Origin of the sequence: Pseudomonas kurunegalensis (assembly GCF_030291635.1) — a bacterium.
In the GTDB taxonomy this organism is placed as follows: domain Bacteria; phylum Pseudomonadota; class Gammaproteobacteria; order Pseudomonadales; family Pseudomonadaceae; genus Aquipseudomonas; species Aquipseudomonas monteilii.
Map to the genome: position 1 here is coordinate 4,621,409 of NZ_CP127871.1, position 25,738 is coordinate 4,647,146.

Annotated in this window: 26 protein-coding genes; 8 read left to right on the plus strand and 18 right to left on the minus strand. The window is 62.9% G+C overall.

All coding sequences use genetic code 11. From position 1 onward, the window contains the following. Positions 1 to 6 precede the first annotated feature (6 nt). On the minus strand, positions 7 to 1,716 hold the full coding sequence (gene aceK / locus QQ992_RS21045; protein WP_286110903.1) for a bifunctional isocitrate dehydrogenase kinase/phosphatase: 1,710 nt from the start codon (positions 1,714 to 1,716) through the stop codon (positions 7 to 9). Positions 1,717 to 1,842: 126 nt separating this feature from the next. Between aceK and QQ992_RS21050 the strand changes: the two genes are divergently transcribed. Further along, positions 1,843 to 2,718 carry a DMT family transporter gene (locus tag QQ992_RS21050; RefSeq protein WP_286110904.1) on the plus strand — a complete coding sequence of 292 codons (876 nt, stop codon included), beginning with the start codon at positions 1,843 to 1,845 and terminating at the stop codon, positions 2,716 to 2,718. Between the two features lie 13 nt (positions 2,719 to 2,731). Continuing rightward, a complete protein-coding gene (locus QQ992_RS21055; protein ID WP_119369143.1) occupies positions 2,732 to 3,190 on the plus strand; it encodes a DUF4265 domain-containing protein in 459 nt (152 codons plus the stop codon). Positions 3,191 to 3,193: 3 nt separating this feature from the next. Here QQ992_RS21055 and QQ992_RS21060 read toward each other — a convergent pair whose 3' ends face one another. The 4 genes from QQ992_RS21060 to cysK form a co-directional block, all read right to left on the minus strand. Then, positions 3,194 to 4,075 carry a DMT family transporter gene (locus tag QQ992_RS21060; protein ID WP_286110905.1) on the minus strand — a complete coding sequence of 294 codons (882 nt, stop codon included), beginning with the start codon at positions 4,073 to 4,075 and terminating at the stop codon, positions 3,194 to 3,196. A gap of 114 nt (positions 4,076 to 4,189) precedes the next feature. Next, entirely contained in the window at positions 4,190 to 4,351 is a 162-nt protein-coding gene (locus tag QQ992_RS21065; protein WP_286110906.1) for a hypothetical protein, read from the minus strand. A 114-nt stretch (positions 4,352 to 4,465) separates the two neighbouring features. Then, on the minus strand, positions 4,466 to 5,401 hold the full coding sequence (locus QQ992_RS21070) for an aspartyl/asparaginyl beta-hydroxylase domain-containing protein (protein WP_105945424.1): 936 nt from the start codon (positions 5,399 to 5,401) through the stop codon (positions 4,466 to 4,468). 173 nt (positions 5,402 to 5,574) lie between these two features. Next, positions 5,575 to 6,549 carry a cysteine synthase A gene (gene cysK / locus QQ992_RS21075; RefSeq protein WP_105945425.1) on the minus strand — a complete coding sequence of 325 codons (975 nt, stop codon included), beginning with the start codon at positions 6,547 to 6,549 and terminating at the stop codon, positions 5,575 to 5,577. 222 nt (positions 6,550 to 6,771) lie between these two features. Between cysK and QQ992_RS21080 the strand changes: the two genes are divergently transcribed. Together QQ992_RS21080 and QQ992_RS21085 are read left to right on the plus strand one after the other, a co-directional pair. Continuing rightward, positions 6,772 to 7,617, plus strand: a complete 846-nt coding sequence (locus QQ992_RS21080; protein ID WP_012273667.1) for an AAA family ATPase — start codon at positions 6,772 to 6,774, stop codon at positions 7,615 to 7,617. 13 nt (positions 7,618 to 7,630) lie between these two features. Beyond that, positions 7,631 to 8,809, plus strand: a complete 1,179-nt coding sequence (locus QQ992_RS21085) for a vWA domain-containing protein (RefSeq protein WP_119369140.1) — start codon at positions 7,631 to 7,633, stop codon at positions 8,807 to 8,809. A gap of 113 nt (positions 8,810 to 8,922) precedes the next feature. On the opposite strand, the gene QQ992_RS21090 is transcribed toward QQ992_RS21085, so the two are convergent. The 4 genes from QQ992_RS21090 to QQ992_RS21105 are packed head-to-tail and all read right to left on the minus strand — an operon-like array spanning position 8,923 to position 12,595. Continuing rightward, positions 8,923 to 9,840, minus strand: coding sequence for a 5-oxoprolinase subunit C family protein (locus tag QQ992_RS21090; protein ID WP_286110907.1), 918 nt, complete (start codon positions 9,838 to 9,840; stop codon positions 8,923 to 8,925). Then, positions 9,837 to 10,523: a 5-oxoprolinase subunit PxpB gene (pxpB, locus tag QQ992_RS21095; RefSeq protein WP_286110908.1), complete on the minus strand. Its 687-nt coding sequence runs from the start codon at positions 10,521 to 10,523 to the stop codon at positions 9,837 to 9,839. The genes QQ992_RS21090 and pxpB overlap by 4 nt, the downstream gene beginning before the upstream one ends. Beyond that, a complete protein-coding gene (locus tag QQ992_RS21100; protein ID WP_286110909.1) occupies positions 10,520 to 11,299 on the minus strand; it encodes a 5-oxoprolinase subunit PxpA in 780 nt (259 codons plus the stop codon). The genes pxpB and QQ992_RS21100 overlap by 4 nt, the downstream gene beginning before the upstream one ends. Before the next feature lie 9 nt (positions 11,300 to 11,308). Then, complete coding sequence (locus QQ992_RS21105) at positions 11,309 to 12,595, minus strand: MFS transporter (protein ID WP_286110910.1); 1,287 nt, start codon at positions 12,593 to 12,595, stop codon at positions 11,309 to 11,311. Positions 12,596 to 12,725: 130 nt separating this feature from the next. On the opposite strand from QQ992_RS21105, the gene QQ992_RS21110 reads away from it, so the two are divergent. Next, on the plus strand, positions 12,726 to 13,640 hold the full coding sequence (locus QQ992_RS21110) for a LysR family transcriptional regulator (RefSeq protein ID WP_286110911.1): 915 nt from the start codon (positions 12,726 to 12,728) through the stop codon (positions 13,638 to 13,640). Between the two features lie 280 nt (positions 13,641 to 13,920). On the opposite strand, the gene QQ992_RS21115 is transcribed toward QQ992_RS21110, so the two are convergent. From QQ992_RS21115 to QQ992_RS21125, 3 genes are read right to left on the minus strand one after another with little or no spacing between them, the layout of a single operon-like run. After that, entirely contained in the window at positions 13,921 to 14,442 is a 522-nt protein-coding gene (locus tag QQ992_RS21115; protein WP_286110912.1) for a DUF2937 family protein, read from the minus strand. Positions 14,443 to 14,451: 9 nt separating this feature from the next. Beyond that, a complete protein-coding gene (locus QQ992_RS21120) occupies positions 14,452 to 15,225 on the minus strand; it encodes a class II glutamine amidotransferase (protein WP_060498670.1) in 774 nt (257 codons plus the stop codon). A 17-nt stretch (positions 15,226 to 15,242) separates the two neighbouring features. After that, positions 15,243 to 15,740, minus strand: a complete 498-nt coding sequence (locus QQ992_RS21125; RefSeq protein WP_105945432.1) for an MFS transporter — start codon at positions 15,738 to 15,740, stop codon at positions 15,243 to 15,245. A gap of 92 nt (positions 15,741 to 15,832) precedes the next feature. On the opposite strand from QQ992_RS21125, the gene QQ992_RS21130 reads away from it, so the two are divergent. Beyond that, positions 15,833 to 17,875 carry a S9 family peptidase gene (locus QQ992_RS21130; RefSeq protein ID WP_286110913.1) on the plus strand — a complete coding sequence of 681 codons (2,043 nt, stop codon included), beginning with the start codon at positions 15,833 to 15,835 and terminating at the stop codon, positions 17,873 to 17,875. A 140-nt stretch (positions 17,876 to 18,015) separates the two neighbouring features. On the opposite strand, the gene QQ992_RS21135 is transcribed toward QQ992_RS21130, so the two are convergent. After that, positions 18,016 to 18,294 carry a hypothetical protein gene (locus QQ992_RS21135; RefSeq protein ID WP_286110914.1) on the minus strand — a complete coding sequence of 93 codons (279 nt, stop codon included), beginning with the start codon at positions 18,292 to 18,294 and terminating at the stop codon, positions 18,016 to 18,018. A 132-nt stretch (positions 18,295 to 18,426) separates the two neighbouring features. Here QQ992_RS21135 and QQ992_RS21140 point away from each other — a divergent pair, with 132 nt between their 5' ends. Next, complete coding sequence (locus QQ992_RS21140) at positions 18,427 to 18,798, plus strand: YajD family HNH nuclease (protein WP_003254676.1); 372 nt, start codon at positions 18,427 to 18,429, stop codon at positions 18,796 to 18,798. 71 nt (positions 18,799 to 18,869) lie between these two features. Next, positions 18,870 to 19,340 (plus strand): RNA methyltransferase, encoded by a 471-nt coding sequence (locus tag QQ992_RS21145; protein ID WP_016711941.1) that lies wholly within the window; start codon positions 18,870 to 18,872, stop codon positions 19,338 to 19,340. 74 nt (positions 19,341 to 19,414) lie between these two features. Here QQ992_RS21145 and QQ992_RS21150 read toward each other — a convergent pair whose 3' ends face one another. The 5 genes from QQ992_RS21150 to QQ992_RS21170 form a co-directional block, all read right to left on the minus strand. Beyond that, positions 19,415 to 20,905: an aldehyde dehydrogenase gene (locus tag QQ992_RS21150; RefSeq protein ID WP_286110915.1), complete on the minus strand. Its 1,491-nt coding sequence runs from the start codon at positions 20,903 to 20,905 to the stop codon at positions 19,415 to 19,417. 13 nt (positions 20,906 to 20,918) lie between these two features. Further along, positions 20,919 to 21,812 carry a dihydrodipicolinate synthase family protein gene (locus QQ992_RS21155; protein WP_198753546.1) on the minus strand — a complete coding sequence of 298 codons (894 nt, stop codon included), beginning with the start codon at positions 21,810 to 21,812 and terminating at the stop codon, positions 20,919 to 20,921. Positions 21,813 to 21,885: 73 nt separating this feature from the next. Continuing rightward, complete coding sequence (locus QQ992_RS21160; RefSeq protein ID WP_105945437.1) at positions 21,886 to 23,214, minus strand: MFS transporter; 1,329 nt, start codon at positions 23,212 to 23,214, stop codon at positions 21,886 to 21,888. A gap of 183 nt (positions 23,215 to 23,397) precedes the next feature. Beyond that, positions 23,398 to 24,717 (minus strand): NAD(P)/FAD-dependent oxidoreductase, encoded by a 1,320-nt coding sequence (locus QQ992_RS21165; RefSeq protein WP_286110916.1) that lies wholly within the window; start codon positions 24,715 to 24,717, stop codon positions 23,398 to 23,400. A 61-nt stretch (positions 24,718 to 24,778) separates the two neighbouring features. Continuing rightward, a complete protein-coding gene (locus tag QQ992_RS21170) occupies positions 24,779 to 25,495 on the minus strand; it encodes a GntR family transcriptional regulator (protein ID WP_105945439.1) in 717 nt (238 codons plus the stop codon). Between the last annotated feature and the right edge of the window lie 243 nt (positions 25,496 to 25,738).

Genomic DNA, 25,738 nt, shown 5'->3' on the forward strand with positions numbered 1-25,738 from the left:
TGCCAATCACCGCCCCTTGCGCCGGTACGGAAACACATCAATCACCTTCCCCTCTCGAATCGCCGCCTGCAGCCCCTTCCAGTAATCCGCGTCATACAACTCCCCATGCAAGCGGCTGAACAACCGCCGCTGGCCGATATCGGCAAACAGAAACGGCGGAAACTCTTCGGGAAATACATCATGCGGGCCGATCGAGTACCACGGTTCGCCCGACATTTCGTCTTCCGGGTAACGCGGCGGCGGGATATGGCGGAAATTCACTTCGGTCAAAAAGCTGATTTCGTCATAGTCGTAGAACACCACCCGGCCATGACGCGTCACTCCAAAGTTCTTCAGCAACATGTCACCCGGGAAGATGTTCGCCGCCGCCAACTGCTTGATGGCCAGGCCATAGTCTTCCAGCGCCTCATGCACCTGGCCCTCGCTGGCATGCTCCAGGTACAGGTTCAGCGGCGTCATGCGCCGCTCGGTCCAGCAGTGGCGGATCAGCACCGTGTCACCCTCCAGCGCCACGGTCGATGGCGCCACCTCCAGCAACTCGGCCAGGCACTCTGGCTCGAACTTGTCACGCGGGAAGCGAAAGTCTGCAAATTCCTGGGTATCGGCCAAACGCCCGACACGGTCGACACTTTTCACCAGCCGGTACTTGTCGATCACCGTGGCGCGGTCAACGGTTTTCGAGGGCGAAAAACGGTCCTTGATGATCTTGAACACCGTATTGAAGCCCGGCAGGGTGAACACGCTCATGACCATGCCACGCACACCGGGTGCCATGACGAAGCGGTCGTCGCTGCCCGCCAGGTGGTTGATCAGCGCCCGGTAGAACTCCGACTTGCCGTGTTTGTAGAAACCGATTGAAGTGTACAGCTCGGCAATGTGCTTGCCGGGCAAGATGCGCTTGAGGAAGTTGACGAACTCGGCCGGCACCGGCACATCGACCATGAAGTACGAGCGGGTGAAGGAAAAGATGATCGACACCTCGGCCTCGTCGGTAATCAGCGCATCGGCCTCTACGCCATGCCCTTCGCGGTGCAACAGCGGGATCACCAGTGGCCACTGCTCGTCGCTGTTGTAAAGCCGACCGACCAGATAGGCCCCCTTGTTGCGATACAACACCGGTGAAAACAGCTCCACCGCCAGCGTCGGGTCCTTGCAGACCCAGTCCGGCAGGCATTCGCGCAGCTGTTCCTCAAGGCGTGACAGGTCGCTTTCAAGGTCGCCATAGACGAATGCGTAGTCGGCGAAGATCGCCCGCAACAGGCCCCTGAGGCTGCCATCGGGGCAATAGGTTCGGGTTTGCGCAGCGCGCTGGTGGCTGCGGATCGACGGCCGGGTGGTGTGGATGAACATGCAGCCGTCGCTGATCTGGTCATGGCTGAACAGGCTGCAGAACAGCGAGTTGTACCAGGTTTCCGACAGTTCATCGTCCAGGCGCGGGTCGATCAGGCCTATGTAGGCACTTTTCACCAAGGGCCACTGGCCGACCTCCAGCAGCACCTCGTCATCGAACGCATCCCGCAACCAGCCGTTGACCTCGCCGACCTTCTTTTCATAGAGGTTGATCCGCGCGGCGGCTGCGCGCTGGCAATCTTGCCAACGCGCCTGCTCGAATCGCTCACGGGCACCGAGGGTGATGCGGCGAAAATGCTCGCGGTAGTCGTCAAAGCCATCGAGGATCATCCGGGCGATCTCGCCGGCAGGCCAGTGCTGGGTCATGCGGAACACCTCGGTGCGGGGTGAGATAGACAGCTTAGCCGCACAGGATTACACCGCAAGAAAGCACAAGAATCTCCCCGCCCCCTCGCGTAAACTCGCGCCCCTGCCCTGCTTCCGGAGACCATTGTGAGCCCCATCGCCCTAGTCCGCCTGCTAACCCTTGCCGCCGTCTGGGGGGCGAGTTTCCTGTTCATGCGCATCATCGCCCCGGAGCTGGGCACGGTGCCGACCGCGTTCTTCCGTGTGTCCATCGCTTGCCTGGGCCTGGTCGCCATCGTCGCCGCCGCCCGCGTACGTTGGGACTTCCAGGGCAAGCTCGGCGCCTGCCTGGTGCTGGGCATGATCAACTCCGGCATCCCCGCCACCTTCTATTCCGTAGCGGCCCAGGTGTTGCCGGCCGGCTATTCGGCCATTTTCAACGCTACCACGCCACTGATGGGCGTACTCATCGGCGTGCTGTTCTTCCGCGAACCCATGACCCTGCCCAAGCTTTGCGGCATTTTCCTGGGCCTGTTCGGCGTCGGCATCCTCAGTGGCGCCGGCCCGGTGGCACTGGACATGGCCTTGGTGCAAGGCGCCCTCGCCTGCCTGGCGGCCACCACCTGCTACGGCTTTGCCGGGTTCATCGCCCGCCGCTGGGTCAGTGGCCTGGACAGCCGCCTTTCAGCACTGGGCAGCATGCTCGGTGCCACCCTCATGTTGAGCCCGCTGTTCGGCTGGAGCGCACTCACCCAACCGCCCGCCAGCTGGGGCGGCTGGCAGGTTTGGCTGTCGCTGCTGGGCCTGGGCCTGCTGTGCACCGCATTCGCCTATATCCTGTACTTCCGCCTGCTGGAAGAAATCGGCCCGGTAAAAGCCAGCACCGTAACCTTCCTGATCCCGGCATTCGGCGTATTGTGGGGGGCGTGGTTGCTGGACGAGCCACTGTCGATGGCACACCTGTACGGTGGCTTGCTGATTGGCGTGGCACTGTGGCTGGTGCTGCGCCCGGCGCGCAGCTGAAGCGGGGTACACGATGAACAGCGCGTACAAGAAAGTCCTGTTCCGCCTGGAACAGGACGAGACCGGCTACCCACCGGCCTCGGTCGAGGGCCTGTGGGCAAAAGCCGTGGAAGGCGGCTATGCCGTCGACAATATTCCCTTCCACGTTTACGGCATCGCCCCGGGCGACGTGATCGGCACCCGTGAAGAAGCCGGCGAGACCTGGTTCGCCGAACTGCGCCAGCGCAGCGGCAGCTCGGTGTTTCGGGTGGTGGTCAAACCGCCGGAAACCCTGGACCAGGTTCGCGCAGCCTTGCAGGACTTCGGCTGCAACTGCGAAACCGAGCAGGCCGTGAAGATGCTGGCTGTCGAGGTGCCGTCGCAGCGATCGCTCGATACCCTGCTCTACTACCTGCTCACCCAGCGCGAAGCCGGCTTGCTGGACTTCGAGGAAGGCGTGCTGCGCCACACCATCCCCGAAGAGTTCCGCTAAGGCTTACGCCTCGGCCAACCGGCCAGAGGGTTTGCGAAACACGAACAGCAGGCCCACCACGATCAGCCCCATGCCCAGCAGGCTGAGCGGTGCCAGGCGGTTACCGAAGATCAGGAAGTCCATCACTGCGGTCACTGCCGGCACCAGGTAGAACAGGCTGGTGACATTGACCAGGTTGCCCTTGGCTATCAGCCGGTACAGCAGCAAGGTTGCCAGCAGCGAGACGACCAGGCCCATCCACAGCAGCGCGCCGACGAAGCCGCCTGTCCACTCGACATGCAGCGGTTGCATCGGTGCGAACAGCGCGCACATGGCAAAGCCGGCCAGGTACTGCAACGGCAGCGTGCCCATGGGGTTATCGGTGATGCGTTTCTGCAGGATAGAGCCCAAGGTCATGCTGGCCAGCGCCAGCAAGGCGAACAGCATCCCCGCCAGCGAAACGCCGCCCAGGTTGATGCCCTGATAGACCACCATGATCAAGCCACCCAGCCCCAACCCAAGGCCGAACAGTCGGCTCCAGGAACGCTGGCGCTCCATCAGCACCACGGTCAGGATAGGTTGAACCCCCATCACCGTGGCCATCACGCCGGGGGTGACATGGGTGTTGAGCGCCAGCAAGTAGAAGATCTGGTACGCGCCCAGCAGCACACACCCGGTACCCAGTGCCCGCAGGATAGCCCCACGGCTGCGCGGCCAGCGCAGCCCCAGCAGCGGGCCGATCAGCAGCAGACCGACCAGGGCCAGCGCCGAGCGCAACAGCAGGAAGGCAAACGGGCTGGCATGCGCCAGGCCCAGCTTGGAGACAATCGCGCCGCTGCTCCACAGTAGGACGAACAGGCTGGTAGTGGCCGCCGAGGCCACGGAAGTTTTGGAAAAGACAGACATGTATGCACCTGTATTCGGGCAAATAAGCCGAACGGTGGGCGTAGACTTCAGCAGGGGAAGTAGCCGACCGTGTTCAGTAGGTTGCGTGTGCGAAAGGGTTCGGCCAGAAGCCGATCAGCCCAGCACGACCACGCAAGGAGGCGGAGCTACGCCGCCTACAACGCCACTGACAGGTGGTGGGTAGTGACTGATCATGGCCGGCTGCTGGCTGCCACGCACGACCATGCCCGCGACTGGCGCGATGGCAAAGCTTGCGGTGGAAGGGATGGCTGGCATGTTCAAGTCTTCAGGGAAGATGTGTGTTTCGGAATATAGCGGTGAATGCTGGATTGGGCAACAACCTGAACCGGCCTCTTCGCGGCTAAACCCTGGAAGAGGCCGACCCTGCCATCAGAACAGCCAGCGATAAAGCAAGTAAGCCACCACCACCGCCAGCACCGGCCGCAGCACGCGGTAGGCCTTGGGGTTGGCGCGCTTGAACTGCTTCACATGGCCACTGATCTTGTTGCTGAAGCGCTTGCTCCACGCATACGCCTGGTTGATCCCGCCCACGCGCTCGTCATCGGTATTCTGCGGCGCGGTGGCGCGACCGAGGAAGGCACTGACCTGGCGGTTGATGCGGGTCATCAGCGGGCTGCTCAGCGGGCGTTCGATGTCGCAGAACAGAATGACGCGGGTAACGTCGGTCTCGTTCTTGACCCAGTGCACGTAGGTTTCGTCGAACATCACGTCCTCGCCATCACGCCAGGCATACGCCTGGCCATCGACGTAAATACGGCAGGCATCGGAGTTGGGCGTGGACAGGCCCAGGTGGTAGCGCAGGGACCCTGCGAACGGGTCACGGTGCGGGTTCAGGTGGCTGCCGCCAGGCAGCAGGGCAAACATCGCACCCTTGACGTTGGGGATGCTGCTGACCAGCTCGACGGTGCGCGGGCACAGCGTTTCGGCCGAAGGCAGAGGTTTGTCGTACCACTTCAGGTAAAAACGCTTCCAGCCTTTCTTGAAGAACGAGCCGAAACCGGCGTCATTGTCCTTCTCGGCGGCGCGGATGTAGCCCTCGTCGAACAGGCGCATGGCCTCTTCGCGGATTTCCTGCCAGTTGTCTTTCAACACGTCCAGTTCAGGGAAGCGCTGACGGTCCAGGTAGGGCTTGGACGGCACGCCGGAGAACAGGTACATCAAAGCGTTGTACGGGGCGAACAGCGCCGAATGGTTGACGAACTGGCGCAACACCGGCAGGCGGGCCTTGCCGCGCAGGTGCACGAACAGCACGCTGCCGAAAAACACCAGCAAGACACCCGCCTTGGCTGCAAAGGAAAAGGTCATGCTTTCACTCCTTGGGGAAGAGCCAGGGCTGCGCGTCCTGCTCTCCTGAAAATCATCCTGCCATCATAAACCGATCCCGCCGAGGTAAAAACAACCCGGGCGGGATCGCATTCATGAAGATTTTGCAATAAACCAGGCCGCCGATTGTTGCGCCGGGTCAGCGGCAAGGCCGATTACTGCTGGTTTTCCTGCTCGCTGAACATGTCGCTGAACAACATGCTCGACAGGTAACGCTCGCCCGAATCCGGCAGGACTACGACGATGGTCTTACCTTGCATTTCCGGCTTTTCGGCCAGGCGCACGGCAGCGGCCATGGCTGCGCCACAGGAAATGCCGCAGAGGATGCCCTCTTCCTGCATCAGGCGGATGGCCATGGCCTTGGACTCTTCATCGGTTACCGTTTCCACCTGGTCGACGATGGACAGGTCGAGGTTTTTTGGCACGAAACCGGCGCCGATGCCCTGGATCTTGTGCGGGCTGGGCTTGAGTTCTTCGCCTGCCAAGGTCTGGGTGATCAGCGGTGACGAAGCGGGCTCAACGGCCACCGACAGAATGGCCTTGCCCTGGGTGTGCTTGATGTAGCGCGATACACCGGTGATGGTGCCGCCGGTGCCCACACCCGCCACCAGTACGTCGACTGCGCCGTCGGTATCGTTCCAGATTTCCGGGCCGGTGGTTTTTTCATGGATGGCCGGGTTGGCCGGGTTTTCGAACTGGCCCGGCAGGAAGTACTGGGCCGGGTCGGACGCGACGATTTCGTTGGCCTTCTCGATGGCACCCTTCATGCCCTTGGCCGGGTCGGTCAGTACCAGTTCGGCGCCCAGTGCCTTCAGTACCTTGCGGCGCTCCAGGCTCATGGAAGCGGGCATGGTCAGCATCAGTTTGTAGCCACGGGCAGCGGCGACGAAGGCCAGGCCGATACCGGTGTTGCCCGAGGTGGGCTCGACGATGGTCATGCCCGGTTTGAGCTTGCCGCTGCTCTCGGCGTCCCAAACCATGTTCGCACCAATGCGGCACTTGACCGAGTAGCCCGGGTTGCGCCCTTCGATCTTGGCCAGGATGGTCACGCCGCGCGGGGCGATGCGGTTGATCTGCACCAGCGGCGTGTTACCGATGGAGTGGGCGTTGTCTGCAAAGATACGGCTCATGGCAGGGGTCCTTGGCATGAAAAAGAGCAGGGAAAGACCTCAAGGGTAAGCCTGCCCCCGAAGCCCGTAAAGCCTGCAGATGTGACGGGGCATTCAGAGACTGAATACCCGGTCTGCGTTTGCAGCTGCCTGACCCCGCGTTATAGTCGGTAACAACTTACAAACAGGTGTTGCCTGTACCGGCCAAGAGGCCAATACAGGCTTACAACAGAGGACAACCCCATGAAGTTCGAAGGCACCCGCGACTACGTCGCCACAGACGACTTGAAACTGGCGGTGAACGCGGCCATCACCCTCGAACGCCCGCTGCTGGTCAAGGGCGAGCCCGGCACCGGCAAGACCATGCTCGCCGAGCAGCTGGCTGCCTCGTTCGGCGCGCGCCTGATCACCTGGCACATCAAGTCCACCACCAAGGCCCATCAGGGGTTGTACGAGTACGACGCGGTGAGCCGCCTGCGTGACTCGCAACTGGGTGTGGACAAGGTGCACGATGTGCGCAACTACCTGAAAAAGGGCAAGCTGTGGGAGGCCTTCGAGGCCGAAGAGCGGGTCATCCTGCTGATCGACGAAATCGACAAGGCCGACATCGAGTTCCCCAACGACCTGCTGCAAGAGTTGGACAAGATGGAGTTCTACGTCTACGAAATCGACGAGACCATCAAGGCCAAACAGCGTCCGATCATCATCATTACATCCAACAATGAAAAGGAGCTGCCGGACGCCTTCCTGCGCCGCTGCTTCTTCCACTACATCGCCTTCCCCGACCGCACTACCCTGCAGCAGATCGTCGACGTGCACTATCCGAACATCAGCCAGTCGCTGGTCAGCGAGGCGCTGGATGTGTTCTTCGACGTGCGCAAGGTACCGGGCCTGAAGAAAAAGCCGTCCACCTCCGAGCTGGTCGACTGGCTGAAGCTGCTGATGGCCGACAACATCGGTGAAGCGGTGCTGCGCGAGCGCGACCCGACCAAGGCCATCCCGCCCTTGGCCGGTGCGCTGGTGAAGAACGAGCAGGACGTGCAACTGCTGGAGCGCCTGGCCTTCATGAGCCGGCGCGGCAACCGCTGACAGGAGCCGGGCCATGCTGCTCAACCTGTTCAATGAAATGCGCGCGGCCAAGGTGCCGGTGTCGGTACGCGAGCTGCTGGACCTGCACCAGGCCCTGCAAAAGCGCGTGGTGTTCGCCGACATGGACGAATTCTACTACCTCGCCCGCGCCATTCTGGTGAAGGACGAACGCCATTTCGACAAGTTCGACCGGGCGTTCGCCGCCTACTTCAAGGGCCTGGAAAACCTCGACCGGCACATCGAGGCACTGATCCCCGAAGACTGGCTGCGCAAGGAATTCGAGCGCTCGCTCACGGACGAAGAGCGTGCACAGATCCAGTCCCTTGGCGGCCTGGACAAGCTGATCGAGGAATTCAAGAAACGCCTTGAAGAGCAGAAGGAGCGCCACGCCGGTGGCAACAAGTGGATCGGCACTGGCGGTACCAGCCCGTTCGGCTCAGGCGGCTTCAACCCCGAGGGTATCCGCGTGGGCGAAGCCGGCAAGCGCCAGGGCAAGGCAGTAAAAGTGTGGGACCAGCGCGAGTACAAGAACCTGGACGACCAGGTGGAACTGGGCACGCGCAACATCAAGCTGGCCCTGCGCCGGCTGCGCAAGTTCGCCCGTGAGGGTGCCGCCGAAGAGCTGGACATCGACGGCACCATCGACCACACCGCGCGTGATGCCGGGTTGCTGAACATCCAGATGCGCCCTGAGCGGCGCAACACGGTGAAGCTGCTGTTGCTGTTCGACATCGGCGGCTCGATGGACGCGCACATCAAGGTCTGCGAAGAGCTGTTTTCGGCGTGCAAGACCGAGTTCAAGCACCTGGAGTACTACTACTTCCACAATTTCGTGTACGAGTCGGTGTGGAAGAACAACCTGCGCCGCACCTCGGAGCGGTATTCCACCTTCGACCTGCTGCACAAGTATGGCGACGACTACAAGGTGGTGTTCGTGGGTGACGCGGCCATGGCGCCCTATGAAATCACCCAACCGGGGGGTAGCGTGGAGCACTGGAACGAAGAGGCCGGGTATGTGTGGATGCAGCGCTTCATGGAGAAATTCAGGAAGATCATCTGGATCAACCCGTATCCGAAGCAGGCCTGGGACTACACGGCTTCGACCCATCTGGTGCGGGATTTGATCGAAGACAAGATGTTCCCGCTGACCTTGCAGGGGTTGGAGGAAGGGATGCGGTACCTGTCCAAGTGAGTATGGGGCCGCTTTGCGGCCCATCGCGACACAAGGCCGCTCCTACAAAGATACGCGATCCCCTGTAGGAGCGGCCTTGTGTCGCGATGGGCTGCAAAGCAGCCCCAAAAATCTCAAAGCCAACGCACTCCAAAAGCCTGATGCTCCCGCCAGGCCTCATCCTGCACCACCGCCCTGAACCGCACCACTGTCCCAGGCATGCACTGCGCCAACTGCGCCAGCGCCAACGGCGTCAACGCCCCCAACCGTGGATAACCGCCAATGGTCTGCCGGTCATTGAGCAGCACGATCGGCTGCCCATCCGGCGGCACCTGCACAGCCCCCAGCGGTATACCTTCGGAAATCATCGGCGCGCCCTGATAGACCAGCTGCGGCCCCAGCAGGCGGATGCCCATGCGGTCCGCCCGGTTGTCCAGCGTCCAGTCACTGTTGAACGCCTCGAACAGGCTGATACCGCTGAAGTCGCCAATCTGCGCGCCCATCACCAGGTCGAGCACAGGCTTATGTACATACTGCGGGCGCAACGCTTGCGGCACTTCGCACAGGGCTGCAGGGCCGCCGGTAAATGCCAGCGCCTGGCCTTTGGCAAGTGCAGCGCCTTGGCCATCGATACCGCCCAATTCTTCCCGCACAACCGTGGCGCAACTGCCCAGTACGTCTTCAGCCTGGAAACCGCCCGGCGCCGCCAGATAAGCCCGCACGCCTTGCTTCGGCTGCGTCAAAGTCAAACGTTGCCCTTTGCCCAGGGCAAAGCTACGCCAAGGCGCAACCGGCTGATCATCAACCCGCGCATCCAGGTCGGCACCGGCCAAGGCCAGCACACAATCCTGCTCCGCCACCACGCAGAACCCACCCAGCGCCACCTCGACCACCGGTGCTCCCAACGGGTTGCCCAGCAGCCAGTTGGCCCAGTGCATCGCCACCCAGTCCAGCGCGCCGCCCTGGGTTACGCCCAAGTGGCGCACGCCAAAGCGCCCGGCGTCCTGCAACTGGCACAACGGCGTACTGGCCTCGATCTTCAACTGCTTCATGCCTGCGCCTCCACATCACCACCCAAGGCCAGGAATTCGCTGCGCGAAACCGGCACGAAGCGCACCCGGTCACCGGGTTGCAACAGGCTGTAGCCCTCGCGACCCCGGTCGAACAGGCGCACCGGGGTACGGCCAATCAGGTTCCAGCCGCCCGGCGATACCGCCGGATACGCTGCCGTCTGCCGCTCGGCAATGCCCACGCTACCCGCCGCCACGCGCTTGCGCGGGGTGCTCAGGCGCGGGCTGGCCAGGCGCTCGTCCACCAGGCCCATGAAGCCGAAACCGGGGGCGAAGCCCAAAGCGAATACCGGATAGTCGCGCTCGCTGTGCAAGCGGATGACATCGGCTTCACTCAAGCCGCTGCGGGCCGCCAGAACGGGCAGTTCAGGGCCGACGCTGGCGTCATACCAGACTGGAATCTCATGACGCCGACCACCGCTGCCGACGTCTGGCTGCAAACCGTCCAGCGCCTGGGTGATCAGCGCCCTCGCCTCACCCGGCGGCAAGTCGAACTGCACCATCAGCGTTGTGTAGGACGGTACCAGGTCCACCAAGTGCTTACCGAACGCGGCGCTCAGGCGCTGACTGGCGGCGAGCATCCACGGCATGTTGGCCTCGTCGATACCGTCGAACAGGCGCACCATCAGGCTGTCGATGGCCACCACTTCGATGCGCGGCTTCATCGTGCCTCCAGGGCATCAAGGGCCTGGCGTATCTGCCGCACCGCTGCCACCGAACTGTCGTTGTCGCCATGCACGCAGAGGGTGCTGGCGTGCAGGCGCAGGGCACTGCCATCGTCCGCCACCAGGGTGTCGCCCCGAGCCAGACGCACGGCCTGCTCAACGACCAGTGCCGGGTCGTGATGCACGGCCCCGGGCAGGCGTCGCGACACCAAGTGGCCGCTGGCGGTATAAGCGCGGTCGGCGAACGCTTCGAACCACAGCGGCACGCCGACTTCATCGCCCAGGGCCTGGGCAGCACGGTTGTCGGCAGTGGCCATGAGCATCAGCGGCAGGTTGCTGTCGTAGGCTGCCACGGCCTCCAGCACCGTGCGCAGCTTGAGCGGGTCGGCCATCATGTCGTTGTACAGCGCGCCATGAGGTTTCACATAGGCCACGCGGCCCCCCAGCACTTTGCAGATACCCTCCAGCGCACCGATCTGGTAGTGCAGCAGGTCGCGGATTTCTTCCGGGCTGCAAGCCATGGAGCGGCGGCCGAAGCCGACCAGGTCCGGGTAAGCGGGGTGCGCGCCGATGGTCACCCCATGCTCCAGCGCCAGGGCCACGGTGCGGCGCATGATGCCGGGGTCACCCGCGTGGTAGCCACAGGCGATGTTGGCGCAATCGATGTAGGGCATCACCTCGGCGTCCAGGCCCATGCGCCAGCTGCCGAAGCTCTCGCCCATGTCGCAATTGAGTAGCAGGCGTTCCACCACGCGGTCTCCCTTGTTGTTGTCCATAGCCCTACCTTACCGCGCCTTGAGCTGTTTGCCGCGGGTTTCCGGCAGGCTCAAGGCCGCCACGATAACAATCCCGTAGGACACTGCGGAGAACACGCCGATACCCAGGCCCAGTGGCACATTCTGGCCAAGCATGCCGATCATCAACGGGAACAGCGCCGCAATGACCTTGCCGATGTTGTAGCAGAAGCCTTGCCCCGAGCCACGAATGCGCGTGGGGAACAGTTCGGTGAGGAACGCGCCCATGCCACTGAAGATGCCCGAAGCAAAGAAGCCCAGCGGGAAGCCCAGCCACAGCATCACGCCATCGCTGACCTGCATTTGCGTGTACAGCAGCACGATGACGAACGAGCCCACGGCGAACAGGATGAAGTTCTTCTTGCGCCCCAGCAGGTCGGACAGGTACGCGCTGACCACATAACCCACATACGAGCCAACGATCACCATGGCCAGGTAGCCACCCGTGCCCAGCACGCTCAGGCCGCGCTCGTTCTTGAGGAAGGTCGGCAGCCACGAAGTGATGGCGTAGTAGCCGCCCAGTGCACCGGTGGTCAGCAGGGACGCACGTACAGTGGTCCAGAGCATGCCCGGGGCGAAAATTTCGTAGAAGTGCGAAGGTGCCTCGGCGTTTTCCACCGCCTTGGCCTCGCGGTACACCTCAGGGTCCTTGACCAGGCGACGGACGAAGATCACGAAGACAGCCGGCACCAGCCCCAGCAGGAACAGCGCCCGCCAGGCCTGCTCTGGCGGCAGCCAGGAGAACAGCAGCGCGTAGAGAATCGCCGTAAGGCCCCAGCCGATGGCCCAGCCGGATTGCACCATGCCCACCGCCTTGCCACGGTCCTGGGCGCGGATGACCTCGCCGATCAATACCGCGCCAGCAGTCCATTCACCGCCGAAGCCAAAGCCCATCAGGGTGCGGGCGATCAGCAGCTGTTCGTAGTTCTGGGCAAAGCCGCACAGGAAGGTGAAGAAGGCGAACCACAGCACCGTCAGTTGCAGGGTACGCACCCGGCCGATGCGGTCGGAGAGGATGCCGGCGACCCAGCCGCCTACGGCCGAGGCGATCAATGTGCTGGTGTGGATCAACCCTGCTTCGGTGGTGGTGATACCCCACAGCATGATCAGCGTAGGGATGACGAAGCTGAGCATCTGCGTATCCATGCCGTCCAGGCCGTAGCCGATCTTGCAGCTCCAGAAGGTGCGCCGTTGCTGTTTGTCGATATCGCGGTACCAGGCGAAAGGCCCGGACGAAGGTGGGGAACTGACCTGCTGCTGCACGCCGGTGGGGTTCATGGATGCCTCGGCTTGTTGGTATTGTTTTATGGGCGACATAAAGCGTCGCGGCCTGGGCACCATTGTTCAGAGGCCACGCCGCCTGCGTCCAACGAGAAAAACCGCCGGTCTGGAACAAGAAAAACTGATCATGAACCTTCGCTTCCTCGAAACCTTCGTCTGGGTCGCCCGGCTCAAGAGCTTCCGCCTGACCGCAGAAAAGCTGTTCACCACCCAGGCCTCGGTGTCCAGCCGCATTGCCGCGCTGGAGGCAGACCTGGGCGTGAAGCTGCTGCTGCGCGATTCCCGCGGGGTCAGCCTGACCCCGGAAGGCGGCAAGGTGCTGGAATACGCCGAGCGCATGCTGGAAACCGCCAAGGCCATGAAGCAGTCGCTGGACAGCGACCGGGCCAAGGTCGGGCGCATTCGCATCGGGGTGATGGACACGGTGATCCACACCTGGATGAGCGCGCTGGTGGCAGAGCTGACCGAGCGCTACCCGCAGGTGGAGATCGAACTGGTGGCCGACACCGCGCTGAACCTGCGCGAGCAGCTGCAGAAGGGTTTTCTCGATGTAATCCTGCAGACCGACCTGCTGCGTGAGCAGTCGATCCGCAGCCTGGACCTGGCGCGCTACCCGATGGGCTGGGTGGTGGCGGCAGGCTCGCACCAGCACCGGGACTATGCATCGCTGGCCGAGCTTGGGCGCGAGCGCATCATCACATTCTCGAAGAATTCACGGCCGCACCAGGAGGTACTGAGCTTGCTGCAAGCTGCGGGGGCTGAGGCGCCGCGGCTGAACTGCGTGAACTCGGTGGCGGCGATTACCCGGCTGTTGCGCGATGGGTTTGGTATTGGCGCGTTGCCGCCAGCGTTGGTGGATGCCGAGTTGGGCCGGGGCGAGCTGGTGTTGCTGGAAGGGCTACAACCCCCGCCCAGCCTGGAGCTGGTGGTGGCCTGGCAGACCGGGGTGGCGCTGGTGGATGAAGTGGTCGGGGTTTGCCGGCAGGTGCTGGAGCTGTATGCCCGAGATGTGGGGGGGCAGCGGATTGTGTTGGTTTCGTAGATGCTTGCCGTTGGAATTGCGGCGCCTGTGGGATCGAGCGCCGCCCGCGCGGCGCATCGCGAGCAAGCTCGCTCCTACATTTTTTCGGGCCAATTCTTCCTACAAGATTTGCGCGCGAACGCCTTGGCGCAAGACTCGATATCGCGTCGTACAAGCAAGGCGGTCGCGTGCGCCTGTCACAGGAATGACTGGCCCGAAACAAATGTAGGAGCGAGCTTGCTCGCGATGCGCCGCGCGGGCGGCGCTCGGTCTCACAGGCGCTACAAATTTTGTGGCGAGCTCAACGCCAGCTCTCTTTGACCGCCCTGCGCCGCCCGCCGAGGATCACCCAGCCAATCCCGAGCAACAGGCTCTCAACCACAAAGGCCAGCACAAACCCGGCCCCTACACCCCAGCCGACCGCCTCGGGCACCAACAGAATCTGGTAGCTGTAGCTATTAAGCGTTTCTTCCCGTAACTGCTGATCAGCCTGCACCAGCACATGCCAGGTACGTTGCGCCCATGGCGCTTGCAGCGCTTGCCATTCGTTTTCCAACAGTTCGTTGCGGATCATCAGGCTTTCGATGCTGTTGGCATCACTGTTGAACACCGGGTCGTCACTGCTGCGGTAATGCTGCAGCAACGCCTGCAAGTCACCTTTGAAAAAGCGCTCGGCCGTTTGCCGGAAGCCATCCAGCGCCTCGCGTGATTCGAACAGGTGCGCCTCGACCCGCTGGCTGTAGTCCTTGACCAGCCCCGGAACCTGGATACCGGCCAGCAGGCCGAAAGTGAACAGCAGCAACCGCAGGTAACTTCTGAACATGCAGCGTCCTTAGCTCTGGCCGTGCGCCACGCACTCGCCGTGCCGCCACACGGCCCATTGACCCGGCTCGTAGCGCTGCCAGGTCTCATTTTCGGTCAGGGCCTCGGTGGCGATCACCGTGACCACGTCGTTGGGGGTGGTTTCGGTATGGAAATCGACGATCAGGTCGACATCCTTCAACCGTGCGGCACCAAAAGGCGCACGCCGGGTAATGTGTACCAGCTTGGTCGAGCAGAAGCAGAACAGCCAGTCGCCGTCACTGAGCATGCAGTTGAACACGCCCTGGCCACGGTAGCCGGCACAGGCTTCGACCAGCACCGGCAGCAGCTGTTCCACCGGCACCGGCTCGGGGAACGCACTGCGGATGCGGTTGAGCAGGTCGCAGAAGGCCGCTTCGCTGTCGGTGTCGCCCACCGGCCGGTAGAAACTGGCCAGGCCCTTGAAGTCACCCAGCTGGCCATTGTGCGCGAAGCACCAGTTGCGGCCCCACATTTCCCGCACGAACGGGTGGGTGTTGGACAAGCACACCCGGCCGACGTTGGCCTGGCGGATATGGCCGATCACCACCTCGCTCTTGATCGGGTAGCGCTGCACCAGGTTGGCCACTTCCGACTCGCTGCTGGCTGCCGGGTCCTGGAACAGGCGCAGACCACGGCCTTCGTAAAAGCCGATGCCCCAGCCATCACGGTGCGGGCCAGTACGGCCGCCGCGCTGCATCAGGCCGGTGAAGCTGAAAACGATATCGGTGGGGACGTTGGCACTCATGCCCAGCAGTTCGCACATAGGCGTGTCTCCTGCGCTTACAGACGGGGCTCGACCCGGCCATTGCCGCGCGGTGCGGCAGGGCGTGGGTCGTCGCGGTAACGGTCGCCGCGTTCGGCAGCCAAGGGCGCCTGGGCGGAGAGCTGGTCATCTTCGGCCGCCTGGCGCTGGGCGGCCGCCTCGGCTTGCGCACGGCGCTCGCGGGCGCGCTTTTCCAGTGGCCAGCGCAGCAACACGAAGAGGAAATACAGGCCAAAGGCAATCATGCCGTACATGGCGAAGTCGGACACCGCACGCCAGGCGTTGTTGCCGACCTTGAACGCGACATCCAGGGCCGTGATGGCGATGGCCGGGGCGAAGCTGTCCTTGACCGGGTCGACCACGGTCGGGGTCAGCAGCAGCACCGCCAGCACCACCCGCAGCGGTTCGCGCAGCCAGCGCCACATCCAGCCGGTGAGCTTGAAGCCCACCAGCAGGCAGCCCAAAGCGGCCACAGCGTACAGGCCCCAGGCGAAGGTGTAGTCGTTCTCGGTCATGGTGTTCGTGCAAGCCAGGCAAAGAGACGCCTATGATAAACACTTTTCCGGGCGCAGACAGTGTTTGCCTGTCCCTAGCCAAGAGATCACCAATGCCCAACAAGCCCCAGCCGCCCATCGCCCACGCCGACAACACCACCGACCCGTACGCCTGGCTGCAACAGCGCGACACCCCCGAGGTGCTCGCCTACCTGCAAGCCGAAAACGCCTACCAGGAAGCCTGCCTGGCTGACCAGGCCCCCTTGCGCGAGCAACTGTTCGAAGAGATCAAGGGCCGCATCCAGGAAACCGACCTGTCGCTGCCGTCTCCCTGGGGCCCTTACCTCTATTACACCCGCACCACCGCTGGCGACGAATACCCACGCCATTACCGCTGCCCCCGTCCGGCCGACGACTCCAATACCGTTGATGAAAGCCAGGAGCAACTGCTGCTCGACCCCAACGCCCTGGCCAATGGTGGTTTCCTGTCGCTGGGCGCCTTCAACGTCAGCCCCGATCACCGCCTGCTGGCCTACAGCCTCGACACCAGCGGCGACGAAATCTATACCCTGTACGTCAAGGACCTGGCCACTGACAACGTCACTGCCCTGCCCTTCGACGACTGCGACGGCAGCCTGACCTGGGCCAACGACAGCCAGACGCTGTTCTTCGCCGAACTGGATGACACCCACCGGCCATGGCGCCTGCGCCGCCACACGCTGGGCAATGACGGTGCTCAGACCGTGTTCGAAGAGCCCGACGGGCGCTTCTTCCTGCACTGCTACCGCACCAGTTCCGAGCGCCAGCTGGTGCTGCTGCTGAACAGCAAAACCACCAGTGAAGCCTGGGTGCTGGACGCCGAAACCCCACAGGCGCCGTTTACCTGCCTGGCCCCGCGTGTCGAAGGCCACGAGTACTTCCCCGACCACGGTCAGCTCGATGGCGAATGGCGCTGGTTTATCCGCACCAACCAGGACGGCATCAACTTTGCCCTGTACCACGCACCGGCCACACCCGTACCAAGCCGTGAGCAATGGCAGGTGCTGGTGGCGCACCGCGACACGATCATGCTCGAAGGCCTCAGCCTGAATGCCGGTGCCCTCACCCTGAGCCTGCGCGAAGGCGGACTGCCAATCATCGAAGTACGCCCGCAGGCTTTGCCGGCCTATCGCGTCGAACTGCCAGACGCGGCCTACAGCCTGTACGTGCAAGACAGCCTGGAGTTCGCCAGCACCCGCGTACGCCTGCGCTACGAGGCACTCAACCGCCCAGCCCAGGTGCGCCAGCTGGAGCTGGCCACGGGCGCCCAGGCCGTGCTCAAGCAAACCCCTGTACTGGGTGCGTTCGATGCCGATGACTATGTGAGTGAACGCCTTTGGGCAACCGCAGCAGACGGCACCCGGGTGCCGATCAGCCTGGTGCGTCGCCGCCAGGACCTGGGCAAGACTGTGCCGCTTTACCTTTACGGCTACGGCGCCTATGGCGAAAGCCTCGACCCGTGGTTCTCCCATGCGCGCCTGAGCCTGCTGGAACGCGGCGTGGCCTTTGCCATCGCCCATGTGCGTGGCGGCGGTGAACTGGGTGAGGCCTGGTACCGCGCCGGCAAGCAGGAGCACAAGCCCAACACCTTCAACGACTTCATCGCCTGTGCGGAGCATCTGATCGCCGAGGGCGTGACCGCTTCTGACCGCCTGGCCATCAGTGGCGGCAGTGCCGGTGGCCTGCTGATGGGCGCGGTGCTCAACCTGCGCCCCGAGCTGTTCCGCTGTGCAATTGCCGAAGTGCCGTTCGTCGACGTACTCAACACCATGCTCGACCCCGAGCTGCCGCTGACCGTGACCGAGTACGACGAATGGGGCAACCCTGAAGAGCCCGAGGTGTATGAGCGGATCAAGGCGTATGCGCCCTACGAGAATGTAAAAGCGCAGGCCTACCCGGCGATGCTGGTGGTGGCGGGTTACAACGACAGCCGCGTGCAGTACTGGGAAGCGGCCAAGTGGGTGGCGCGGTTGCGTACCCGCAAGACCGACAGCAACCTGCTGTTGCTCAAGACCGAGATGGGTGCTGGCCATGGGGGCATGAGCGGGCGGTACCAGGGGTTGAAGGATGTGGCGCTGGAATATGCGTTCGTGTTTGGCGAGCTAGGTATTGTTTGAGATGGCTGGGGGCGCGTTGCGCCCCTTTCGCGACACAAGGCCGCTCCTACAGGGGAACGCGATCGCCTGTAGGAGCGGCCTTGTGTCGCGATGGGCTGCGAAGCAGCCCCAAAAAGCCGACAGCCACACACATCTTCCAGTCAATCATCATCTACCGCCGGCTTCGCAGGCTCAGGTCGCAACCCCGGCAACGGCTGGTCCTTCGGTGGCCCGGGCACCGGCATGGGCGGTAACAGCGGCGCACCCGGCTGGCTGTCATAGGCCTTCGGCGGTGTACTCGGGGTTATCTGCGGGTATGGCGTGGGCGTCGGTGTGCCCGGCGCACCAGGCACAGGCGTCGTCAACCGGGGTGGCGTGCTGGCCGCTTCGGCCAGCGGCAAGCCAGCCAACAACAGCGCGGTGAGGATCGCGTGAAACATCAGCAACCTCCTGTCGGGAACCTTCCTACAGGCTACGCCTAAATCAAAGCTTTCGCCTGTCCGCCCGCCCTGCAAGCGCGCTAGACTCAATGACATAACCGTCATTTGCCTGATCAGAACAAAGGAAACACCATGAGCTCCACCTCTTCCGCCGCCGCCACCGCGCGCCTCGACCGCATCCTGGCCGATGCCAAGCGTGACAAGGAAATGGGCTACCGCGACAAGGCCCTGAGAATGTACCCGCACGTGTGCGGCCGCTGCGCCCGCGAGTTCGCTGGCAAGCGCCTGAGCGAGCTGACCGTGCACCACCGCGACCACAACCACGACAACAACCCGCAGGACGGCTCCAACTGGGAACTGCTGTGCCTGTACTGCCACGACAACGAGCACTCGCGCTACACCGACCAGCAGTACTTCAGCGAAGGCTCCACCAGCACCCCGAGCATCGCCAAGGCCACCCACAACCCGTTCGCCGGGCTGGCGGGCATGCTGAAGAAAGACTGACCATCGATTCGCCCCCCGCTGCTACCGGGCAGCCCGTATAATCGCGCTTTTTTCGCGAAGGGCCCCGGTACGTGGCAAACAAACGATACAGCTGCATCGGCCTGTTCAACCCCAAGTCGCCAGAAAACGTCGGCTCGGTGATGCGCGCGGCGGGCTGCTACGGCGTCAATTCGGTGTTCTACACCGGCAAACGCTACGAACGCGCGCGTGACTTCGTCACCGACACCAAGCGCGTGCATTACGACATTCCGCTGATCGGCATCGACGACCTGCAACGCATCATCCCGCTGGGCTGCACGCCGGTGGCGGTGGAGCTGGTGGAAGGGGCGCGGCCGTTGCCGGAATACACCCACCCGGACCGTGCCATCTACATCTTCGGGCCAGAGGACGGCTCGTTGAGCGAGGATGTGCGGGGCTGGTGTGAAGAGACCATCTACATACCCACCGAAGGTTGCATGAACCTGGCGGCGACGGTGAATGTGGTGCTGTACGACCGCATGGCCAAGGGGCTGAATACCCGCTCGGGGCCGAAGTTCAAGTAATAAAAAGGCCGCCACTGCAATAGCAGGGCGGCCAGGTGCCGAACTCCGTCAGAACAGCACCGGTCTTGCTCAGATCACGAAGCGTTGATCCAGATGGTCTTCAGCTCCGTGTATTGGTCATGGGCCCAGATGGACTTGTCGCGCCCACCAAAGCCAGACTCCTTGTAGCCGCCGAACGGCGTGGTGACATCACCTTCGCCGAAGCAGTTGACCGTCACCACACCCGCGCGGATTTCACGCGACAGGCGCAGCGCATTGCGCAGGCTGCCGGTGTAGGCCGAAGCGGCCAGGCCGTAAACGGTGTCGTTGGCCAGTTCGATGGCCTCGTCGATAGTCTCGAAGCTGGTCACGCTCAGCACCGGGCCAAAGATTTCCTCGACGAACAATTTGTTGTCGCGGCCCACGTTGTCGACGATGGTCGGCTGCACGAACACGCCTTCTTCGGTCTCGCCACCCTGGACGATACTGAGCTTCTGCTCGGCAGCGTATTCCAGGTACGACTTGACCTTCTCGAAGTGCGACTTGCTGACCATGGCGCCCAGGCGGTTGTCCGGGTCCAGCGGGTCGCCCAGTTTCCAGTCCTTCAGGTGCTTGGCGATCAGGCCCAGCAACTCGTCCTTCACGTCCTTGTGGACGATCAGACGCGAAGAAGCCGAGCAGTTTTCGCCCATGTTCCAGAACGCACCGGCGGTGACGAACTGGGCCACTTCGTCCAGGTCTTCGCAGTCGTTCATGACCACGGCCGGGTTCTTGCCACCCAGCTCCAGAACGATGCGCTTGAGGTTGGATTCGGCGGCGTACTTCAGGAACAGGCGGCCGGTGTCGGTGGAGCCGGTGAAGCTGACCATCGGGATGTCCATGTGGCGGCCGATGGCCTCACCCACTTCGCGGCCACCGCCAGGCACCAGGTTGAACACACCGGCCGGGATGCCCGCCTCATGGGCCAGCTCAGCCACGCGCAGGGCGCTGAGGGTGGTTTCCTTGGCCGGCTTGACCACGATCGAGCAACCGGCAGCCAGCGACGGGGCGATCTTCCAGGCCAGCATCAGCAGCGGGAAGTTCCATGGCAGCACCAGGCCAACCACACCGATGGCTTCACGCACCACCATGGTCACGGCAGCGTTGCCGGTCGGGGCGGTGGCGTCGTAGATCTTGTCGATCAGCTCGGCGTGCCAGCGGATAGTGTGGATGGTTTCCGGCACGTCGACGTTCTGGCACTCGCTGACCGGCTTGCCGCTGTCCAGCGCTTCCAGCACGGCCAGCTCGTGGGCGTTGTCTTCCAGCAACTGGGCGAACTTCTGCAGCACATGTTTGCGGTCATTCGGCTGCATCTTCGACCAGGTGCCTTCTTCGAACACGCGCTTGGCAGCCGCCACAGCCACGTTGACGTCGTTGACGTCGCAGGCCGCCACTTCGGCCAGTTGCTTGCCGGTGGCCGGGTTGGTGGTGACGAAGGTGCGGCCGGAGATGGCATCGCGGAACTCGCCGTCGATGAACGCCTGGGTACGCAGTTGCAGCTCGGCGGCGATGGCCGCGTATTGTTCCTTGCTCAGCAATTCAGCCATTTTTCCAGCCTCCTTATTTGATCTGGGCGATGGTGGCCTTCAGTTCGGTGACCACGCGCTTGAGTTCTGCTTTCTCGGCGTCATCCAGGTCGTACAGCGGCTTGCGCACGCCGCCGGTCTTCAGGCCGTTCAGGGCCACGCCGTTCTTGATGGCCTGGACGAACTTGCCACCTTCGAGGAAGTCCATCAGCGGCATCATGGCGGCCATGATCTTGCGGCCCTTGTCGAAGTTCTTCTCGATCACGCAGGCCTCGTACAGGGCCACGTGCTCGCGCGGGATGAAGTTGGAGCCGGCGCAGACCCAGCTCTTGGCGCCCCAGGCGAAGAATTCCAGGGCCTGGTCGTCCCAGCCGCACGACAGCTGGATGTTCGGGCGCTGGATGGCCAGGCGGTGCAGCTGGGCCATGTCACCGGAGCTTTCCTTGATGGCGACGATGTTTTTCACATCGGCAACAGCATCGAAGAATTCTTCGCCCATGCTGACGCTCATGCGGCCTGGGTAGTTGTAGAGCATGATCGGCAGGCCGGCGGCGGCGTCGACGGCTTTGACGTGCAGGGCGATTTCCTGCTGGGTTGGCAGCGCGTACGGCGGGGTGCCCACCAGCAGTGCGTCGGCCTTGATTTCCTTGGCATGCTGGGCAAAGGCCACGGCATCTTCGGTGCGGATGCCACCGGTGCCGACGATCAGCGGCAGGCGGCCGTTGAGCACGTCCTTGGCCTGGGCGGCCAGCTCGATGCGCTCCTGGGTGGTGTGGGCGTAGTACTCGCCGGTGGAGCCACCAATGATGACGCCGTGGATTTTCGACTCGACCAGGTATTCGAGGACCTCGGCAAACGCTGCCTTGTCGATCGAGCCGTCCGCAGCCAGCGGAGTGATTGCCGGGGTGTAGATGCCTTCGAATTTCACGGTAGGTTCTCCAGTGCGTTGCTCAGTGTTGTAAAGGCCGCCGCGCAACGACGCGGCGGTGGGTTGTAAGGCTTCAGCCAAGCGAAGCGGCTTGTTGCAGGTTCAGCGAACGGGTTTCCGGGGCCAGGGCAACCGAGAAGGCCAAGCCGACAAAGGTCACGGCGGCGGCGGCATACATGGTGGCGCCGATGCCATAGCTGTCGAGGGCGATGGGTACCAGCCAGGTGCCGACGGCGGCACCGACCCGCGACATGGAGGTGCCGACGCCTACGGCGCCAGCGCGGATTTCGGTGGGGAAGAGTTCGTTGGGGTACACCAGCTGCAGCACCTGGGCGCCACCGATGAACAACGCATAGGCCCCGAACAGCACCAGGATGAGCATCTCGTTGCCATTGCTGAAGGCGCCCAGGCCCAACAGCGCCAGCCCCGACCAGAAGAAGCTGTGCAGCAGCGTGGTGCGCCGGCCGAGGGTGTTGAGCAGGCGGGTGCCGACAATGCAGCCGACCACGAACAGGAAGGTGATGGCGATGGAGCCGATCGAGGCCCAGTCACCTTTCAGGTTCAGCGCGCCCAGCACTTTCGGGGCGAACGCATACACGGCAAACACCGGGATCACCGAGCAGGTCCAGAACATGGTGACGAACAACATGCGCTTGCCGTAGCCCGAGTGCAGCAGACTGAGGAACGACAGCTTGCGGGTCTTGGGCTCTTCCGGCAGGTTCTTCAGCGAAAAACCGTTGCCATAGACGCGCTTGATCACCTGCTCGGCCTCGGCCGAGCGGCCTTTGCTGATCAGCCAGCGTGGCGACTCCGGGGTACCCAGGCGAATGGCGAACAGCAATGCACCGATGACCGCCGCACTGGCCAGCACCAGGCGCCAGGCATCGTCGCCACCGTGGCGCAGGATGGCTTCACCGGCCAGATAGGCGGTGGCGGCACCGGCGAACCACAACACCGTCAAGGTAGCCAGGCGCGGGCCGCGGTTTTTCTTGGGCAAGAACTCCACCAGCAGCGAGGTGGCAACCGGGTATTCGATGCCCACGGCGATACCGATGGCGAACCGCAGCAGGAACAACGCCAGCGCCGATTCGACCCAGAACTGCGCGACCGAGGCCAGGATGAACAGGGTCGGACCAACGAAAAACACGCGTTTGCGGCCAAAGCGGTCAGTCAGCCAACCGCCGAAGAAGCCGCCGAAGAAAATGCCGATCAACGCCGAGGCGGCAATCATGCCCTGCCAGAAGCTGGTGAGGCCCAGGCCTGCGGACATCTGCACCATGGCCACACCGATGATGCTCAGTACATAGCCATCGACGAACGAACCACCACCGGAACGCAGGGTCAGCAACTGGTGGAAGTTGTTGATCGGTACATCTTCAATCGAAACATTCGGACTTGTCATTGTTGTTCCTACCACGTCTGCTACATGCACATTTTCAAGGCGAGCGCGTCCGCGAAACTGAAAACCACACTCAGCCCCGGGCGACCGGACAACGCATCTCGATCATCAAATTCGGGCAAGCCGCGCCCGTGCCGGCCAACTCACGCCGACGAAAAATGTTCTATGGCCTAACTCAGGTAACGATCAGCTCTCTTTGCCAGCGCGGAACTGCCCCCACATCAGGTTGGCGTTCAAGCCCAGGGAAACCAAGGGCTGCGGCGGGTTCGCACAAGGCCCGGGGGCATTGAGCAAGAATTCGATCAGTTCGTTCTTGTCGCCGGCCAGCCAGTCGGCCAGCAACTTGCCGGTGACGGTGCCACGGGTTACACCCAGGCCGTTACAACACAGCGCACCCACCACATTGGGTGCCAACTTGCCGAAGAAACCCATATGGTTGCGTGACAGTGCCAGTGCACCGCCCCAGGTATATTCGAAGTTCACACCAGGCAACATCGGGAAGCGCCGGGCGAACGAGTCGCGGTGACGCTCGACAAAGCGCTCCAGGTATTTGCGGTTACTGCGGCCGTCAGGGTTGTAGCTGAAGCTGTTGCGGATCAGCAGGCGGTTGTCGACGGTGCGGCGCATGGTGGTGCCGAACGGGTCGGCAGGGATGACGCCCCAGTAGGGTTTGCCGCCCAGGCGCGCCTGCTCTTCTTCAGTCAGCGGGCGGGTGATGCTGCCGTAGGTGAACACGGGCAACATACGGCCCTTGAGGAAACCGAAGCTCATGCCGAAGGCGTTGGTGGTGAGCACCAGCTTGTCGGCCGTGATCGAGCCGTTGGCGTGGCGCAACACCACCTTGTCGCCGTACTCCACGTCGGTGATAGGCGTGCGCTCGTACAGCGAAACGTTACCTGGCAAGCTGTCGGCCAGGCCTTTGACCAGTGCCGAGGGTTGCAGCAAGGCCGTGCCCGGGGTGAACAGGCCCTTGCGGTAGAAATGGGTGCCGATGTGATCGGGCAGGTCGCGGCCTTCGATCACTTCGTACGGCTGACCAAGCTTGTCCAGGCCCCGGCGGTAGGCGTCCAGCACGGCGATGCCGCGGTCTTCGATGGCCGCTTGGTATTTGCCGCAATGGCGAAACTGGCACTCGATGTCGTAGCGCTCGATCAGGTCCTTGAGGTACTGCTGGCCACCTAGGTTGAGCTTGAGGACAGTCTTGGCGATGTCGATGTCGCCGATGTAGTCCTCGGCGCCGATGTCGTGGGGCAGGTCGATGGCAAATCCGGCGTTGCGCCCGGAGGTACCAAAGCCGACCTCCTGGGCTTCGACCAGCACGATCTCGTCATGCGGAAAGTTCGTTGCCAACTGCCGCGCGGCAGCCAGGCCGGTGAAGCCGGCGCCGACCACCACCCAGCGTGCCTGGCTGTGGCCTGTGTGGGCCGGCCTTGGCGTGCGGGGCTTGCTCAGGTGATACCAACCACAGGTGGCATCATCGGCAGGTAACGAACTTATTCTTGTCATGTCACTAACCTGGTTCTTGTTGTCGACGGGTGGTCAGCGCCAGCGGGCTGACCTGTGTAACTCATATCTGAATCGGCACATCCAGCCCTTGCGGTGCGGCGTACTCGGCCATGCGCCGGCGCGACAGCTCGAAGTGCTCGCGCACCAGCTGACCGGCGGTTTGCGGGTCGCGGCGCTCGATGGCCTGGATCATCTGATCGTGCTGTTCGCAGGCGATTTCGAGGTCGCGCTGCATGTCGTCGGTGGTCGGGTGGCGGTAGAAGATCTTGCCCAGGCGGGTGTGGTCGATCAGCAGACGGCGCAGGCTAGGCAACAGGTAGTCGTTGTGTGCCATCTTGCCGATTTCCAGGTGGAAGGCGTCGTTGTAGAGCACGCGGTTTTCCACGTCACGCTCTTCGATAGCCTGACGGAACTGGGCCTGGATGCCTTTGAGCACTTCGATTTCTTCAGCGCTGGCGTAGGTGGCGGCCAACTGGGTGGTGGCCACGTAGATGAGCGGTGCGGCAACGTAGAAGCTGTGCAGCGACTCGTGGTTCATGGCGGCAACGCGTGGCGCGCGGTTGGCTTCCAGCTCGATGTAGCCTTCGGCGGCGATCTGACGCAGCAGTTCACGGACCGGGGGGCGCGACAGGCCAAATTCGTCGCACAGGGCCAGTTCGTCCACCACCGCGCCCGGGGCCAGTTCCATGCTGAGGATCCGGCGGCGCAGTGCTTCGGCCAGGACGGCTTTGCGGTCCTGCGGCACTTCTGCAGCGAGTGGTTGGACGGTGGCTTTCATGGCGGCCTTCTTTGTTGTCATAGAGCTATGTCTACTATTTGTATAACGACTATAGGGCACTGTTAGACAATGTGTCTACAGCATTTTCGATGAACGGTGAAATCTGTTTAGGCCCCTGTTTTAAAGGGTTCTAGCGGGTTACAGGGGTGGAATTAAACACCCTTGAGGCTGCATTGCCAAACCGGACAGGTATTTCGCCAGATGCGACACAGCGGGCATTTGTGGCGCCTATACGATCGAGCG